Source organism: Streptococcus sp. HMSC10A01 (genome assembly GCF_001807785.1).
Taxonomy (GTDB): domain Bacteria; phylum Bacillota; class Bacilli; order Lactobacillales; family Streptococcaceae; genus Streptococcus; species Streptococcus gordonii.
This window is the reverse complement of the sequence record NZ_KV790965.1, coordinates 96,208-108,674: the sequence shown is the minus strand read 5'-3', so window position 1 is coordinate 108,674 and position 12,467 is coordinate 96,208. Positions and strand designations below refer to the sequence as shown.

15 protein-coding genes are annotated in these 12,467 nt (G+C 46.3%); all 15 read right to left on the bottom strand.

All coding sequences use genetic code 11. From position 1 onward, the window contains the following. Positions 1 to 18: 18 nt before the first annotated feature. Positions 19 to 1,296: a CBS-HotDog domain-containing transcription factor SpxR gene (gene spxR, locus HMPREF3108_RS02140; protein ID WP_060553377.1), complete on the bottom strand. Its 1,278-nt coding sequence runs from the start codon at positions 1,294 to 1,296 to the stop codon at positions 19 to 21. Beyond that, positions 1,289 to 1,840 (bottom strand): GNAT family N-acetyltransferase, encoded by a 552-nt coding sequence (locus tag HMPREF3108_RS02135; RefSeq protein WP_060553376.1) that lies wholly within the window; start codon positions 1,838 to 1,840, stop codon positions 1,289 to 1,291. Before HMPREF3108_RS02135 ends, spxR begins: the two co-directional genes overlap by 8 nt. A gap of 47 nt (positions 1,841 to 1,887) precedes the next feature. Continuing rightward, positions 1,888 to 3,150, bottom strand: coding sequence for a UDP-N-acetylglucosamine 1-carboxyvinyltransferase (locus HMPREF3108_RS02130; protein ID WP_045773250.1), 1,263 nt, complete (start codon positions 3,148 to 3,150; stop codon positions 1,888 to 1,890). A 212-nt stretch (positions 3,151 to 3,362) separates the two neighbouring features. Next, entirely contained in the window at positions 3,363 to 4,112 is a 750-nt protein-coding gene (locus HMPREF3108_RS02125) for a PHP domain-containing protein (RefSeq protein ID WP_060553375.1), read from the bottom strand. A gap of 33 nt (positions 4,113 to 4,145) precedes the next feature. After that, positions 4,146 to 4,460 carry a phosphoribosyl-ATP diphosphatase gene (hisE, locus tag HMPREF3108_RS02120; protein WP_048779891.1) on the bottom strand — a complete coding sequence of 105 codons (315 nt, stop codon included), beginning with the start codon at positions 4,458 to 4,460 and terminating at the stop codon, positions 4,146 to 4,148. A gap of 117 nt (positions 4,461 to 4,577) precedes the next feature. Further along, on the bottom strand, positions 4,578 to 4,922 hold the full coding sequence (gene hisI / locus HMPREF3108_RS02115) for a phosphoribosyl-AMP cyclohydrolase (RefSeq protein WP_060553374.1): 345 nt from the start codon (positions 4,920 to 4,922) through the stop codon (positions 4,578 to 4,580). Beyond that, entirely contained in the window at positions 4,922 to 5,680 is a 759-nt protein-coding gene (hisF, locus tag HMPREF3108_RS02110) for an imidazole glycerol phosphate synthase subunit HisF (protein ID WP_048779886.1), read from the bottom strand. The genes hisI and hisF overlap by 1 nt, the downstream gene beginning before the upstream one ends. Positions 5,681 to 5,682: 2 nt before the next feature. Then, positions 5,683 to 6,405: a 1-(5-phosphoribosyl)-5-[(5-phosphoribosylamino)methylideneamino]imidazole-4-carboxamide isomerase gene (gene hisA, locus HMPREF3108_RS02105; RefSeq protein ID WP_048779884.1), complete on the bottom strand. Its 723-nt coding sequence runs from the start codon at positions 6,403 to 6,405 to the stop codon at positions 5,683 to 5,685. Next, positions 6,383 to 7,006, bottom strand: coding sequence for an imidazole glycerol phosphate synthase subunit HisH (gene hisH, locus HMPREF3108_RS02100; protein WP_070493093.1), 624 nt, complete (start codon positions 7,004 to 7,006; stop codon positions 6,383 to 6,385). Before hisH ends, hisA begins: the two co-directional genes overlap by 23 nt. A gap of 34 nt (positions 7,007 to 7,040) precedes the next feature. Continuing rightward, positions 7,041 to 7,625, bottom strand: a complete 585-nt coding sequence (gene hisB, locus HMPREF3108_RS02095) for an imidazoleglycerol-phosphate dehydratase HisB (RefSeq protein ID WP_048779878.1) — start codon at positions 7,623 to 7,625, stop codon at positions 7,041 to 7,043. 11 nt (positions 7,626 to 7,636) lie between these two features. After that, entirely contained in the window at positions 7,637 to 8,929 is a 1,293-nt protein-coding gene (gene hisD, locus HMPREF3108_RS02090; protein WP_083277165.1) for a histidinol dehydrogenase, read from the bottom strand. Beyond that, a complete protein-coding gene (gene hisG, locus HMPREF3108_RS02085) occupies positions 8,926 to 9,570 on the bottom strand; it encodes an ATP phosphoribosyltransferase (protein ID WP_070493090.1) in 645 nt (214 codons plus the stop codon). The genes hisD and hisG overlap by 4 nt, the downstream gene beginning before the upstream one ends. Continuing rightward, entirely contained in the window at positions 9,567 to 10,556 is a 990-nt protein-coding gene (locus tag HMPREF3108_RS02080; protein ID WP_070493087.1) for an ATP phosphoribosyltransferase regulatory subunit, read from the bottom strand. Before HMPREF3108_RS02080 ends, hisG begins: the two co-directional genes overlap by 4 nt. Positions 10,557 to 10,611: 55 nt before the next feature. Next, positions 10,612 to 11,670 carry a histidinol-phosphate transaminase gene (gene hisC / locus HMPREF3108_RS02075; protein WP_070493084.1) on the bottom strand — a complete coding sequence of 353 codons (1,059 nt, stop codon included), beginning with the start codon at positions 11,668 to 11,670 and terminating at the stop codon, positions 10,612 to 10,614. Between the two features lie 471 nt (positions 11,671 to 12,141). Next, positions 12,142 to 12,447 (bottom strand): DUF4298 domain-containing protein, encoded by a 306-nt coding sequence (locus HMPREF3108_RS02070; RefSeq protein WP_045503652.1) that lies wholly within the window; start codon positions 12,445 to 12,447, stop codon positions 12,142 to 12,144. Positions 12,448 to 12,467 lie beyond the last annotated feature (20 nt).

Sequence of the window (12,467 nt, the reverse complement as noted above, 5' to 3'; positions counted from 1 at the left end):
TAGATTTTATTCCTCTTCTTAGTTTATTTTCACTGTCATAGTCGCTTTAGCTACTAATTGATGGTCTAAATAGACATCATAATCTATAATTGCTGAACGTCTTGTTTCATGCACCACACGGGAAGTCAAAGTCAAGTAGTCATCCAATTGAACAGCTTGTAAAAAGTAAACCATCATCTGCTCAATAATTAAACTTCGTCCATTAGAAGCCACCAGCTGATGAGTTGCAGTATTTAAGATTTCTGTTAGAACTCCATGCGATAAAACCCCGTTATTTTCCAGCATAAAAGGCTCTACTGTAAAGGAGAAACCATTAGCGTTCTGAACTAACTTCTGAGCAATCTGGTCACTAAAGGTTGGCAGACTCGATACCTGCTCCCGACTCATTTTTTCCAAAATATCCCGCCGAGTAATGACTCCTAGCAAGGTTTGATTGCTTCGTATAACAGGAATCATCTCAAAATCTTCTGCAATCATCCGTTGACTAATATTGGCAATATTCGTCTTCAAACCTGTCATAAAAGGATTTTTTGTCATAATTTTATCCAGATTTGTATGGGGTGATTTATCTCCTGCATCCCGCATCGTCACTACTCCAACCACCATTTGATGCTGATTAATGACCGGAAAGCGACTGAAACGATTTTTACGCACCAGCTCCAAATAATCTCGAACTGTATCTGTTTCCCTTAAAAAGCCATATTCATGACTAGAACGATAGACCTGTTCAACTGTTAAAATATCTGTTTTTATTTGGATATTGGAAAGCGCACGATTTATGATTGTCGCTACTGTATAGGTATCATGCTGGGTCCGCATGACCGGGATTCCCATCCGATCTGCAAGAGTTAAAATATCCTCTTCAACTCGAAATCCCCCTGTAACCAAGACAGCATTTTCATTCTTTAGAGCTAAGCGTTGAATCTCAGTCCGATCCCCAACAATCAAGAGACCTCCTTCAGTCAGATAACGCATAATATTTTGCTCTGTCATAGCTCCAATAGAGAACTTACTGAATTCCTTATCTAAACCAGCCTGTCCAGCTAATACTTCTGAACGAGTAATTTCAGCGATTTCATGATAGGTCAGATGCTCTAGAACAACTTTTTTAGATTTCACTCGAACAGTACCGCTACGAGGACGAGTCTCAACCAAGCCTCTGTTTTCAGCTTCCTTAATCGCTCGGTAAGCCGTTCCATCACTGACTCCTAGATAGTTCGAAATACTACGAACACTGACTCTTTTACCAATAGGAAGTTTCTCCAAATAAGCGATAATTTCCTGGTGTTTACTCATAAAAATCACCTCTTTCATAGCGAAATTCGATATAGTCTCTCATCTTGCGTGTATAGCGGTCACTTCCTTTAAATTGTCGACACATTTTAAAACCCGCCTTTTGAGCAACACGCTGACTAGCTAGATTTTCCTGATGAGTGACAATGCTTAGCCTTTTTAGGTCAAATTCGCTAAAAGATAGAAAGAGAATCTCTTTGACACATTCGGTCATTAGTCCCCCTCCCCAATAATCCTTTTTTAAAAAATAGCCCAGCTCAGCTTCTTGCTTAATTTCATCTAACTTCTCAAACTTGATAGAACCTATCATTTGCTGGCTTTCTTTATCACAGATTGCCCAAACACCAAGAGGATTCTTCATAAAAAAGTTAGCTACTACATACTGGCTTTCCTGCAGACCAGACTGACTCGGAAAGATAAACTCCAGATTCTGCGGATTGGAGGCTATGGCATAGAAATCTTCTGCATCCTGGTAAGAGAAGGGTCTGAGTAGCAGGCGGTCTGTTTCAATAAAAGCAAATTCAGCTAGTTTTGTCCAAATATTCATAAGCTACCTTTAGACAATACTTTCGTATATATCCTATTCTTGTATCCTTACGCTTCTTCTACCAACTCAATATCGGCACCCAAATTTTTCAGCTTCTCAATAATATTAGAATAGCCACGAAGGATAAACTCAATATTGGTAATCTCTGTACGGCCTTTAGCCATCAAACCTGCAATAACCAATGCCGCTCCCGCGCGTAAGTCAGTAGCTTTTACAGCAGCACCATGTAGCTGATTTGGTCCTTCATAGATAATTTGATGACTGGTTGAAGAGATTTTAGCTGTCATTTTAGCAAGCTCAGGCACGTGATTAATTCGCTTCTCATAAATCGTATCCATTATCATGCCCCGTCCTTTAGCTTTCAACAAAAGCGGAGTGATTGGTTGCTGTAAGTCAGTAGCAAACCCTGGATATGGAGCGGTTTTAATATTGATAGCTCTGAGTTCTCTTTGCTCTTCAACATAGATGCTGTCTTCTGAGACAGTCATTCTAACGCCCATTTCTTCTAGCTTAGCGATAAAACCTTCCAAGTGCTCATACAAGACATTATTAATCTGAACCCCTTGGCCGACTGCTGCTGCCAGTGAAATGTAAGTCCCTGCTTCGATTCGATCTGGAATAACCTGATGACGAGTCCCATGAAGCTTATCTACACCTTCGATTGTGATAATATCTGTACCAGCACCACGAATATGGGCACCCATATTATTCAAAAGAGTAGCAACATCAATAATTTCAGGTTCACGGGCTGCATTTTCAATAACCGTCCGACCAGATGCTCGAACAGCAGCTAACATAGTATTAATCGTCGCACCGACACTTACTGTATCCATGTAAATGCTTGCTCCTCGCATGCGTCCAGTCTCGGCTTCCAGATGCATGGCATTACCTTCTTGAGTCATCTGAGCTCCCATAGCTTCGAAAGCTTTCAAATGAAGGTCAATCGGACGAGGTCCAAGGTCACATCCACCTGGAAGACCTACAGTTGCTTTTCCAAAGCGTCCTAAAAGACTTCCGTAGAAATAGTAGGAAGCGCGGAGGCTATTGATTTTACCATAGGGCATCGCCATACTTTGAACCTGGCGCGGATCAATCTCAAGACTGTCTCCATCTCGCTTCACACTAGCTCCCATGGTTACCATGATGTCAATCAAGCTATCAACGTCTGAAATAGCTGGCACTCCATCTAAAGTCACAATGCCATCTGCCAAAATAATAGCTGGAATCAAAGCTACTACACTATTTTTTGCACCACTAATCGTAACCTCACCTTTTAAAGGACGGCCACCATTTATCACTATTTTTCTCATTTTATTTCTCTCTCAAGCTTTTTCATACATAGAATTCCTATCTATTATATCACAGATACCTGTTTTTGCCTATTCTTTTCGTAAGACAGAGATTTTAAAAAGAGAGAAGACTCTTTCTTCTCTCTTGAATAACAGTTAGGTAAATAGGCACTTTTTAGAACGTCCTATTTCATATTTTGTTTCTTTATTAGCATAGGCAGGTCTAACAGACGTTAGATGAGCTCATCTTCCCCAATTTCAAAGGCTTCCAAGATTTTCTGGATTTGATCAAAACCAAGTCTAAAATGCTCCAGCTTGTGGCCATCTGATCCCACTGAAAAGCGCTGGCCACCCAGCTCCTTGACTAGAGAAAGAGCGTAGATATAGAGTTCCTCATGGCCGTAAAGATACATGGACTTGCAGTTGAGCTCAAAAGCCAGATCATAATCAATCATCTTTTGAAAAAGCCGTCGCAACTCTGGTTCAAAAGTTTTTAACTCCTCTACAGTAAGCGCAAATTTTCGGAAACCATAGTCAAAGTGAGCTAGTACATCTGCTGGCACAGCCTCAACAGCCTCTTCTAACTCTCTCAGGTATCGGGGAATCAGCTCCATCTTATCCAGCTGCAGGACTGGCTCTTCCAGATAGTCAAAGCTGCCATTGTGGTGGACAGACAGGAGCTTGAGGTCATAATCCTTGTCCGCTAGGAAAGCTAGAACATCGTCTTTACGCGGAGCGTAATAGCCAATTTCAATGCCCTTTTTGATGCGGTTGCCATATTGCTGGTTCAGCTCTGCTATTTTTGCTGAATAGGCCGCATAGTCAGGCACATCATCGTGGGGCGAGGCAGCTTCGTAAGGGTAGGGATTAGACAAATCATAGTGCTCAGTGGTGACAATCTCGCCCTCATAATGGTCCAGATAGTCACAGAAATCTGCCTCAGAATCGTAGGAAAAATAGGTATGAAGATGGTTATCGCGCATGCTGGACCGCCTTTCTGCAAATCTTATATACGCTTAGTAATGGTCAATTTCAGGTCGGTCGTGAATCCGGCTCTGCTTGCCCTGACGGGCCTGGAGGACGGCCTCTACATCTTCCAGACTGACGCCAGTCTCGACGAGAGTGACCGCTAGATGGTAGAGCAGATCAGCTGTTTCATTGGCCATCTCGTCCTTGTTAGCATTTTTAGCCGCAATGACCACTTCTGTCGCTTCTTCACCGACTTTTTTGAGAATTTTATCCAGCCCCTTGTCATAGAGATAGCTGGTATAGGAGCCTTCCTTGGGCTCTTTTTTGCGTTTGAGTGCTTCTTGATAGAGGGTTTCTAGCATAGTATCTCCTTGTTACTGTCCTTATTTTACTATAAAAAGTAATTCTTTCCAATGGTAGGCTGATGGCTTAGTTTTATTCTTGCATTAACCAAGTACTAAAATAAAGCAAGGAAGCTTTTAGTCAGTTTTGCTGTCTTCTTCATCCCAGATTGTATGAAAAAAGCAGGATTTAGCACCGGTGTGACAGGCAGCTCCCAGCTGGTCTACCTCGATCAGCAGGGTATCTAGGTCGCAGTCAGCATTGATTTTTTTGACAGTCTGGTAGTGGCCACTGGTGGCTCCCTTATGCCAAAGTTCTTGACGTGACCTACTCCAGTACCACATCTGACCGCTGGTGCGGGTCAACTGGTAGGCTTCTTCATTGAGATAGGCTAGCATGAGGACTTCTTTGCTAGTGTGGTCTAGGATAATGGCAGGTATAAGACCGCCTTGCTTTTGAAAATCTAACTTCACTTCTGTCATCAAATGCGCACCTCCAACCCAGCTGCCTGCATGGCTTTTTTGGTCTCTGCGATGGAGACCTGACCATAATGGAAAATCGAGGCTGCTAAAGCACCTGTCGCTGCAGTCTTTTCAAAAACTTCTAGGATATGCTGGCTAGAGCCAGCACCACCAGATGCGATAATGGGAACGGAAACCACTTGGGAGACGGATTCCAGTATTGGCAAGTCAAAACCAGACTTGGTCCCGTCCTTGTCCATACTGGTTAGAAGAATTTCCCCCGCTCCAAGACTGACAGCTTCTTGAACCCAGTCTAACAGGTCACGACCGCTGTCCTTGCGGCCACCAGCCAGATAGACATGCCAGCTGCCATCCGCTTCTTTCTTAGCATCCACAGCCAGCACCACACATTGGCTGCCGAATTTCTCAGCGCAATCAGCCAAAAGCTGAGGATTTGCCAAAGCTGAGGAATTAACCGCAACCTTATCCGCCCCAGCCTGGAGCATCCGCTTCATGTCCTCAACCGTACGAATGCCTCCACCAACGGTAAAGGGAATGAAAACCTGCTCCGCCACGCGCCGGACCATCTCGACCGTCGTGTCCCGCTCCTCATGGGTGGCGGTGATGTCCAGAAAGACCAACTCATCGCAGCCAGCTTCATAGTAAGCCTTGGCCGCATCAACTGGATCTCCCACATCAGTCAGATTGACAAAGTTGATGCCCTTGACCACCCGTCCATCCTTGACATCCAGACAGGGAATGATTCGTTTTTTCAGCATGGCTAACCCCTTTCTGCTTCCTTGATCTGCTCTAGGCTAACTCGTCCACTATAGTAGGCCTTGCCTACAATGGCTCCAGCCAAGCCCAGTTTTTTCAGCTCTTCTAAATCATCTGCTGACTGGATGCCACCAGAGGCAATGACTTGAGCATGCTTGAGAGCTACTAGCAATTTTTGATAATGCTGGATATTGGGACCAGTCAGAGTCCCGTCTCGGTCCACATCTGTATAGACAAAGAGACGGACGCCGATTTTTTCCATGGCCAATGCCAGACTGATATAGTCCTGACTGCTGGTTTCCAGCCAGCCCTCAGTCGCAACCAGCCCCTCTTTCGCATCAATGCCAATCACGATTTTGCTACTTCCAAAGCGCTCCAGCGCGGCCTCAACAAAGACAGGATTCTTAACAGCCATAGAGCCAATAATGACACGGTCAATGCCAACCGCTAGGTAATCTTCAATCTGCTCCAGACTGCGGATGCCACCCCCGACTTGGATAGCTAGGCCAGTCTGCGACTTGATCTTGGCAATCAGATCTCGATTGGCCGCCCGACCTTCTAAGGCTCCATCCAAGTCAACCACATGAATCATGGTAACCCCAGCTTCTTTGAAAACTCGAGCTTGCTCCAAAACATCGGGATTGACCACCGTCTTCTGGCTAAAATCTCCTTTAAAAAGGCGGACGGCCTGGCCATCTTTGATATCAATAGCGGGCAGTATTTTCATAGACATACTCCTTAAACTTCTCTAGGATACCGAGGCCAACAGCACCAGACTTTTCTGGGTGAAACTGGCAACCAAAGACCGTTCCTCGGTGAATCATGGCTGGGATAGGTCGCCCATAATCAGCCGTCACATCCAAGTACTCCTCCGGAACATCCGTATAGTAGCTATGAACGAAATAGACTGACTGGCCATCGAGACCAGCTGTCAAAGCAGACGACTGCTGGATTTGTAAGTCATTCCAGCCCATGTGAGGCACAGGCAGACCAGCCTGATCCGGAATCCGGTGGCAAACACCGGGAATCAAGCCCAGTCCAGAGCTTTGACTATTCTCTAATCCAGACTCCAGCAGGAGCTGCATACCTAAACAAATGCCCAAGAGAGGCTTGCCATCGGCCACAGCCTCCTGAATAACTGACACCAGCCCTCGCTTTTCCAACTCCTGCATAGCCGTAGGAAAAGCACCGACACCTGGTAAAATCAAACCATCGGCAGCTAATATTTCCTGCGGATTAGCTGACAGACGCGCTTTTACTCCGACCTGAGCCAGAGCACGGAGGACATTGGCAGTATTTCCCGCGTCATAATCAATAACAATCATCATCTCTACATCAACTCCTTTCACTCAGAAGGGCAAGCTAGAGCAAGCCCTTGGTGGAGTTGACTCCATGAATCTCTGGATTTATCGTAATAGCCTCCCGCAGAGCTCGGCCAGTCGCTTTAAAGAGGCTTTCCGCCTTATGGTGACTGTTCTTGCCATGAAGAATTTTCAGGTGCAGATTCATCTGCAGATTAAAGGTTAGAGCTTGGAAAAATTCCTCTACCAGCTCGGTGTCAAAATTCCCAAGTTTGGGATTATCAAAATCCGCCTCAAAGACCAGATAGGAGCGACCGGATAAGTCCAGACTGGCCAACCCTAAAGTTTCATCCATGGGCACAAAGCTAGTACCGTAGCGGTTGATACCTGCCTTGTCTCCCAAAGCCTGACGAAGAGCCTGTCCTAATACGATACCCACATCCTCAACCGTATGGTGGCTGTCCACCCAAAGGTCGCCTTCAGCCTTGACCGCCAGAGAAATCCGACTGTGGCGGGCAAAAAGGGTCAGCATGTGGTCAAAGAATCCGACACCGGTCTCGATAGCTACCGGCTCCTGTTGGTCCAGATTGACAGCCAGCTCAATATCGGTCTCCTGTGTTTTACGCTTAATTTCAGCTTGTCTCATGGCAACTCCTTCTATTTCTCCTGTCTGCGGGCTTCGATGGCCTTGGCATGTCCCTGCAGACCTTCTGCATAGGCCAGACTGGTAATATCCTTGTCAGCCGCCCCTACAGCAGCACGGCTGTACTGGGTGTACTGAATGCGCTTGATGAAGTCATAGACTCCCAGAGCTGATGAAAAGCGGCTGGTGCTGGTTGTCGGCAAAACGTGATTGGCTCCCGCATAGTAGTCACCAATTGGCTCACTAGTATAGTGTCCCAGAAAGACAGAGCCAGCATTTTCAACCTGATCTAGATAGCTGTAAGCATCGTCCATGGCAATTTCCAAATGCTCCGGTGCCACCTGATTCATAAGCTCAAACATGGCTTCCTTAGAAGGCGCAAGGATGATACGGCCGTTGTTCTCAATCGAAGCACGCGCGATTTCCTCTCGCGGTAGCTCTTTCAGCTGTCTGTCCAGCTCTGCTTCCACTTGATCAGCCAGTTCCTCCGAGTCGGTTACCAGAATAGCCCGAGCCAGCTTGTCATGCTCAGCTTGCGATAAGAGGTCAGCTGCCACATAGACGGGACAGGCTGAACGATCCGCAATGACTCCAATCTCCGAAGGACCGGCAATCATGTCAATTCCCACGACACCATAGACCATCTTCTTGGCTGTAGCCACAAAGATATTGCCTGGTCCCGTTATCTTATCCACCTTGGGAATGCTCTCAGTACCGTAAGCTAAAGCTGCTACACCTTGGGCTCCGCCAATTTGGAAAATCCGATCCACACCAGCAAGCTTGGCAGCGACCAAAATCGCTGGAGTAAAATGCTCCTGAGGTGGTGTAATCATGATGATTTCTTTGACACCGGCAATCTTAGCTGGGATAACATTCATGAGGACGGAAGATGGATAGGCTGCGGTGCCGCCAGGTACATAGGTGCCAACCCGCTCAATCGGCCGAATCAACTGACCACGAATAACGCCCTCGCTGGGACTATCCTCAAAACCAATCTCCAACTGCTGGCGGTGGTAGGATTCGATATTGGCTTGGGCATTTTTCAGGGCGGCCAAGACCTCTGGATCAATCTCCTCAAAGGCCTGGTCAATCAGCTCCTGCCCAATCTCAAAATCTGTCACCTCAACCTTATCAAAGAGCATGGTATAGTCTCTTAAAGCTTGGTCACCGTCCTGTTTGACTCTTTCTATAATCTCAGCCACCGCTTCTTCCACATCTAAGTTCTGCTGGCTGAGCTGCAGCTGCTCTTCGTATAAAATCCGTGAAATTTCTTCGTTACTTCCGCTTAAACGCTTGATAATTGTCATTTAAAAGCCACCTCTCTTCTTCCTACTAGGGATTCAATCTTTGCCACAAAAGGCATGATATCCGGGTTATTTTTCAGGGAAGCCTGATTGGCAATGAGCCGGGCTGACACCCGACAAATGTCTTCAAAAACAAGCAGGCCGTTAGCTGACAGGGTATGCCCCGTCTCCACAATATCAACGATGGCATCCGCCAGACCCAGCACTGGTGAAATCTCCACACTTCCTTGGATGGAGATGATTTCCACATCTTCCCCTTTTTGATTGAAATAATCAGTCGCCACCGTTGGGTACTTGGTCGCAATCCGCTTGCGCTTGTGATCATGAGGGTCATAGCTGGGCACCGAGGCCAGTGAAAATTTACAAAGCCCAAAGTTCAGATCCAACAGCTCCAGATAGCCGGTCGGATGCTCAAAGAGAATGTCCTTGCCGACAATACCCAGATCAGCGCCCCCATGCCGCACATAGGTCGTCACGTCAGGCCCTTTGACCAAGAGAAAGCGAAAACGACTGTCTGGACTTTCAAAAATCAAGCTGCGCCCCTTATCTGCCATGAAGGACATATCAAAGCCAGCCTGGGTCAAGAGCTTGACTGTATCTTCCTCAATCCGCCCCTTGGTCAGGGCAATGGTAATCTGACTCATCTGCTGTCACCTTCCTTTCCGCCCTCGTCCGGCAGGTCATCATGAATAGCCTGATAGACACTGTCAATGTCTAGGGACCAGCCGATAGCTGTCAGCTCTGCTGCCCCGAAGCGCTTGAAAAGCTGGTCATAGCGACCACCAGATAGAAAGGCATCTGGTACTCGGTCGCCAAAGACCTTGAAGGTAAGGCCAGTATAGTAAGGCATGGCCGCTACCTGCCCCAAGTCCATGGTTGTCTGCTCCAGCAAGCCTGATAGGCTCTGCAGAACCTGCTCTACATCATCTAGAGCCGTCAATATCCGCTCGTTGTCAACTATCTCTCTAGCCCTAGCTAAAACCTGTTGGCTAGGACCAAACAAATAGGGCAACTCCTGCAAAAAATCATCAAATTCACTAGATCTGGTCTGGGTGAATTCAAAGAGTCCTGTCCGATTTTTCTTGCGAATATAATCTAGCAGCTGGGCCTCCTCCTGCGAATCCAAGGCCAGATTCTCTAGAATTGTCTGCAGGATTGCTGCATGGGAAAACTCGAACTGATAAGACTTAACCTGCGCCAAATCCAGCGACTGCTTGGCTGTCTTGATAGCCTCAAGCACCGCTTCGCGAGCTGGATAGCCGATAATCTCAATACCAGCTTGACTGAGCTCGTTGGCAAGACCGCGCAGCTCTTCTTGATAGTGAAAGACCTTGCCCGAATAGGAAAACTTGGTCGGCGTATGCACCCTGGTCGAAGCAATAACCCGACCAATCTGGCTGGTCACATCTGGCCTCAGCACCAATAGCTCTCCTTTTTTATCAAAAAGATGATAATGATGGGCCTCCACATGGTCACTGAAGACCTCGAAGTGCTCCAAGGTCGGTGTGTCAATCCGATTGAAGCCCTGAGCCATCAGAAAATCACTGATGTCCCGCTCAATCTCGTAAGTCACGCGCGCCCTCTTGAAAAGCTTGTCGTGCATGCCAATCGGAAGTGTGATTTTATTCATAGGCTGCTTTCCTTTCTTACTCTATTCTTACACTGGCTGGCTTTGAGTCAAACTCTCAGCAGCTGCAAATTCCCTTGATAGCTGCCAGGACTGCTTCCATCTCTTCTCGCCGTCCGATAGAGATGCGCAGGAAGTCTTTGATTCGTTCTGCCTTTGGAAAATACCGCACATAAATCCGACGCTCCTCTAGCTGCTGGAAAAGCTCTGCTGCAGAAATTTTAGTAGGCTGGGCTAGGACAAAGTTAGTCTGACTGGGCAGGACTTGAAAATCCAGCGCAGCCAATTCTCCAGCAAACCAATCTCGGGTCTCTTGAATGGCCCTACCGGTCTCCAGATAATAATCCCAATCTTCAACAGCCGCAAGGGCTAAGCGCTCTGCTAACAGATCCACTGAGTAAGGATTGATGGAGTCCTTAACAGCTTTCATGACAGCTATTAAGTCTGAATGGCCAATGCCGTAGCCCACCCGCAGACCAGCCAAGGCCGCATCCTTGGAAAAGGTTCGTGTGATAAAGAGGTTGGGATAGGTTTCTAGAAGAGGCAGGGCAGATTGACCGCCAAAGTGAATATAGGCCTCATCCACCACCACGACCACATCCTGATTGGATGCTAGAATTTCCTCTAACTGATCCAGCGGCAGATAGATCCCCGTCGGAGCATTAGGATTAGCTAGGATAATGCCGCCGTTGTCTCCAAAATAATCTGACGTATGGACCTCAAAATCAGCTGTCAGAGGGATTTCTCGAAAAGGCACATGGTAGAGGTCCGCCCATACCTTGTAAAAACCATAGGTCAAGTCCGGAAATAAGACCGACTCGCCACTGTTAAAGAAAGCCAGGAAAGCCATGGACAAGATGTCGTCACTCCCATTTCCAATAATGAGCTGGTCGGGCGAAATACCCAAGTTTGCCGCCAAAGCCTGACAGAGCTCCGACTGATCCAAACTGGAATATTTGCGCAACTCCTGGGCATCAAAGTTCTGCAGGGCCTCTGCCACCTTAGGACTTGGCCCATAAGCATTTTCATTGGTATTGAGCTTAATCATGTCTGGCTCATTGGGCTGCTGCCCTGCTACATAGGGATTGATCTGCCTGAGACCTTTTAGCTTAACCATCTTGCCACCTCTCTTTCACACTAGCCATTATCTGACTCTGATTATCTTTTAGAACTTCTAATAAATGAAAGACGAAATTTACCACTTTGGTAAAGGAAAATGGGGGAATCTTCTAGTTTAAATATAAAAAAAAGCCCTCGCAAAAAAACTTTGCAAGGACGTTGACACGCGGTTCCACCTTTATTCGGACCCCAGTCGCCTGAGGACCCTCTGGGAGTACGAGACTCCAGATTGATAACGGTAATCAGCCGTCGAGCACTAGTCTCGGTCTACTGACAGATTTCGCACCCGCACTCAAGAATGTGTCGTCTAAGGATTGGATGCTGTCTCACCATTAAGCACTCTCTGTTTCTTGTCTTAGACTTTTTCTCTCATCGCTTTCAATTTATTGTTGAATATTCTACATGAATTTTAAATAAAAAGCAAGAGAAAAATGAAAATTATTAATTTTATTTGTATTTTTAAAACATATTATCGTTCTTTTAGCATGGCACTGGACAAATCCAGCAGACTAATCGCTGTTTCAAAATGCTCCCCCATTAGGTCATAGACTGCATCTTCACTTAAGACGCCACAAGCTATATTTTCAGGGAATTCCGGACTGTTTGAGTATTCTAAATCATCAAAAAATTTCTGACCAGTATAGTAGTCCCTCAGCTGGATATAATCTGACTGGCAGCGCTCCAGTTGATCTAGAGCTTTCTGAGCATCTGCTAGGACTTGAGCATATTTATTCAGATGTTCTTCCATTTTTTGAATTCGTTCTAACTTCTCCATCTAATTTTTTCCTTTCTGAA

Bases quoted from the DNA above. Each gene is read 5' to 3' on its own strand.
- spxR (WP_060553377.1), bottom strand. From the start codon at position 1,296: ATGAGTAAACACCAGGAAATTATCGCTTATTTGGAGAAACTTCCTATT.
- HMPREF3108_RS02135 (WP_060553376.1), bottom strand. From the start codon at position 1,840: ATGAATATTTGGACAAAACTAGCTGAATTTGCTTTTATTGAAACAGAC.
- HMPREF3108_RS02130 (WP_045773250.1), bottom strand. From the start codon at position 3,150: ATGAGAAAAATAGTGATAAATGGTGGCCGTCCTTTAAAAGGTGAGGTT.
- HMPREF3108_RS02125 (WP_060553375.1), bottom strand. From the start codon at position 4,112: ATGCGCGATAACCATCTTCATACCTATTTTTCCTACGATTCTGAGGCA.
- hisE (WP_048779891.1), bottom strand. From the start codon at position 4,460: ATGCTAGAAACCCTCTATCAAGAAGCACTCAAACGCAAAAAAGAGCCC.
- hisI (WP_060553374.1), bottom strand. From the start codon at position 4,922: ATGACAGAAGTGAAGTTAGATTTTCAAAAGCAAGGCGGTCTTATACCT.
- hisF (WP_048779886.1), bottom strand. From the start codon at position 5,680: ATGCTGAAAAAACGAATCATTCCCTGTCTGGATGTCAAGGATGGACGG.
- hisA (WP_048779884.1), bottom strand. From the start codon at position 6,405: ATGAAAATACTGCCCGCTATTGATATCAAAGATGGCCAGGCCGTCCGC.
- hisH (WP_070493093.1), bottom strand. From the start codon at position 7,006: ATGATGATTGTTATTGATTATGACGCGGGAAATACTGCCAATGTCCTC.
- hisB (WP_048779878.1), bottom strand. From the start codon at position 7,625: ATGAGACAAGCTGAAATTAAGCGTAAAACACAGGAGACCGATATTGAG.
- hisD (WP_083277165.1), bottom strand. From the start codon at position 8,929: ATGACAATTATCAAGCGTTTAAGCGGAAGTAACGAAGAAATTTCACGG.
- hisG (WP_070493090.1), bottom strand. From the start codon at position 9,570: ATGAGTCAGATTACCATTGCCCTGACCAAGGGGCGGATTGAGGAAGAT.
- HMPREF3108_RS02080 (WP_070493087.1), bottom strand. From the start codon at position 10,556: ATGAATAAAATCACACTTCCGATTGGCATGCACGACAAGCTTTTCAAG.
- hisC (WP_070493084.1), bottom strand. From the start codon at position 11,670: ATGGTTAAGCTAAAAGGTCTCAGGCAGATCAATCCCTATGTAGCAGGG.
- HMPREF3108_RS02070 (WP_045503652.1), bottom strand. From the start codon at position 12,447: ATGGAGAAGTTAGAACGAATTCAAAAAATGGAAGAACATCTGAATAAA.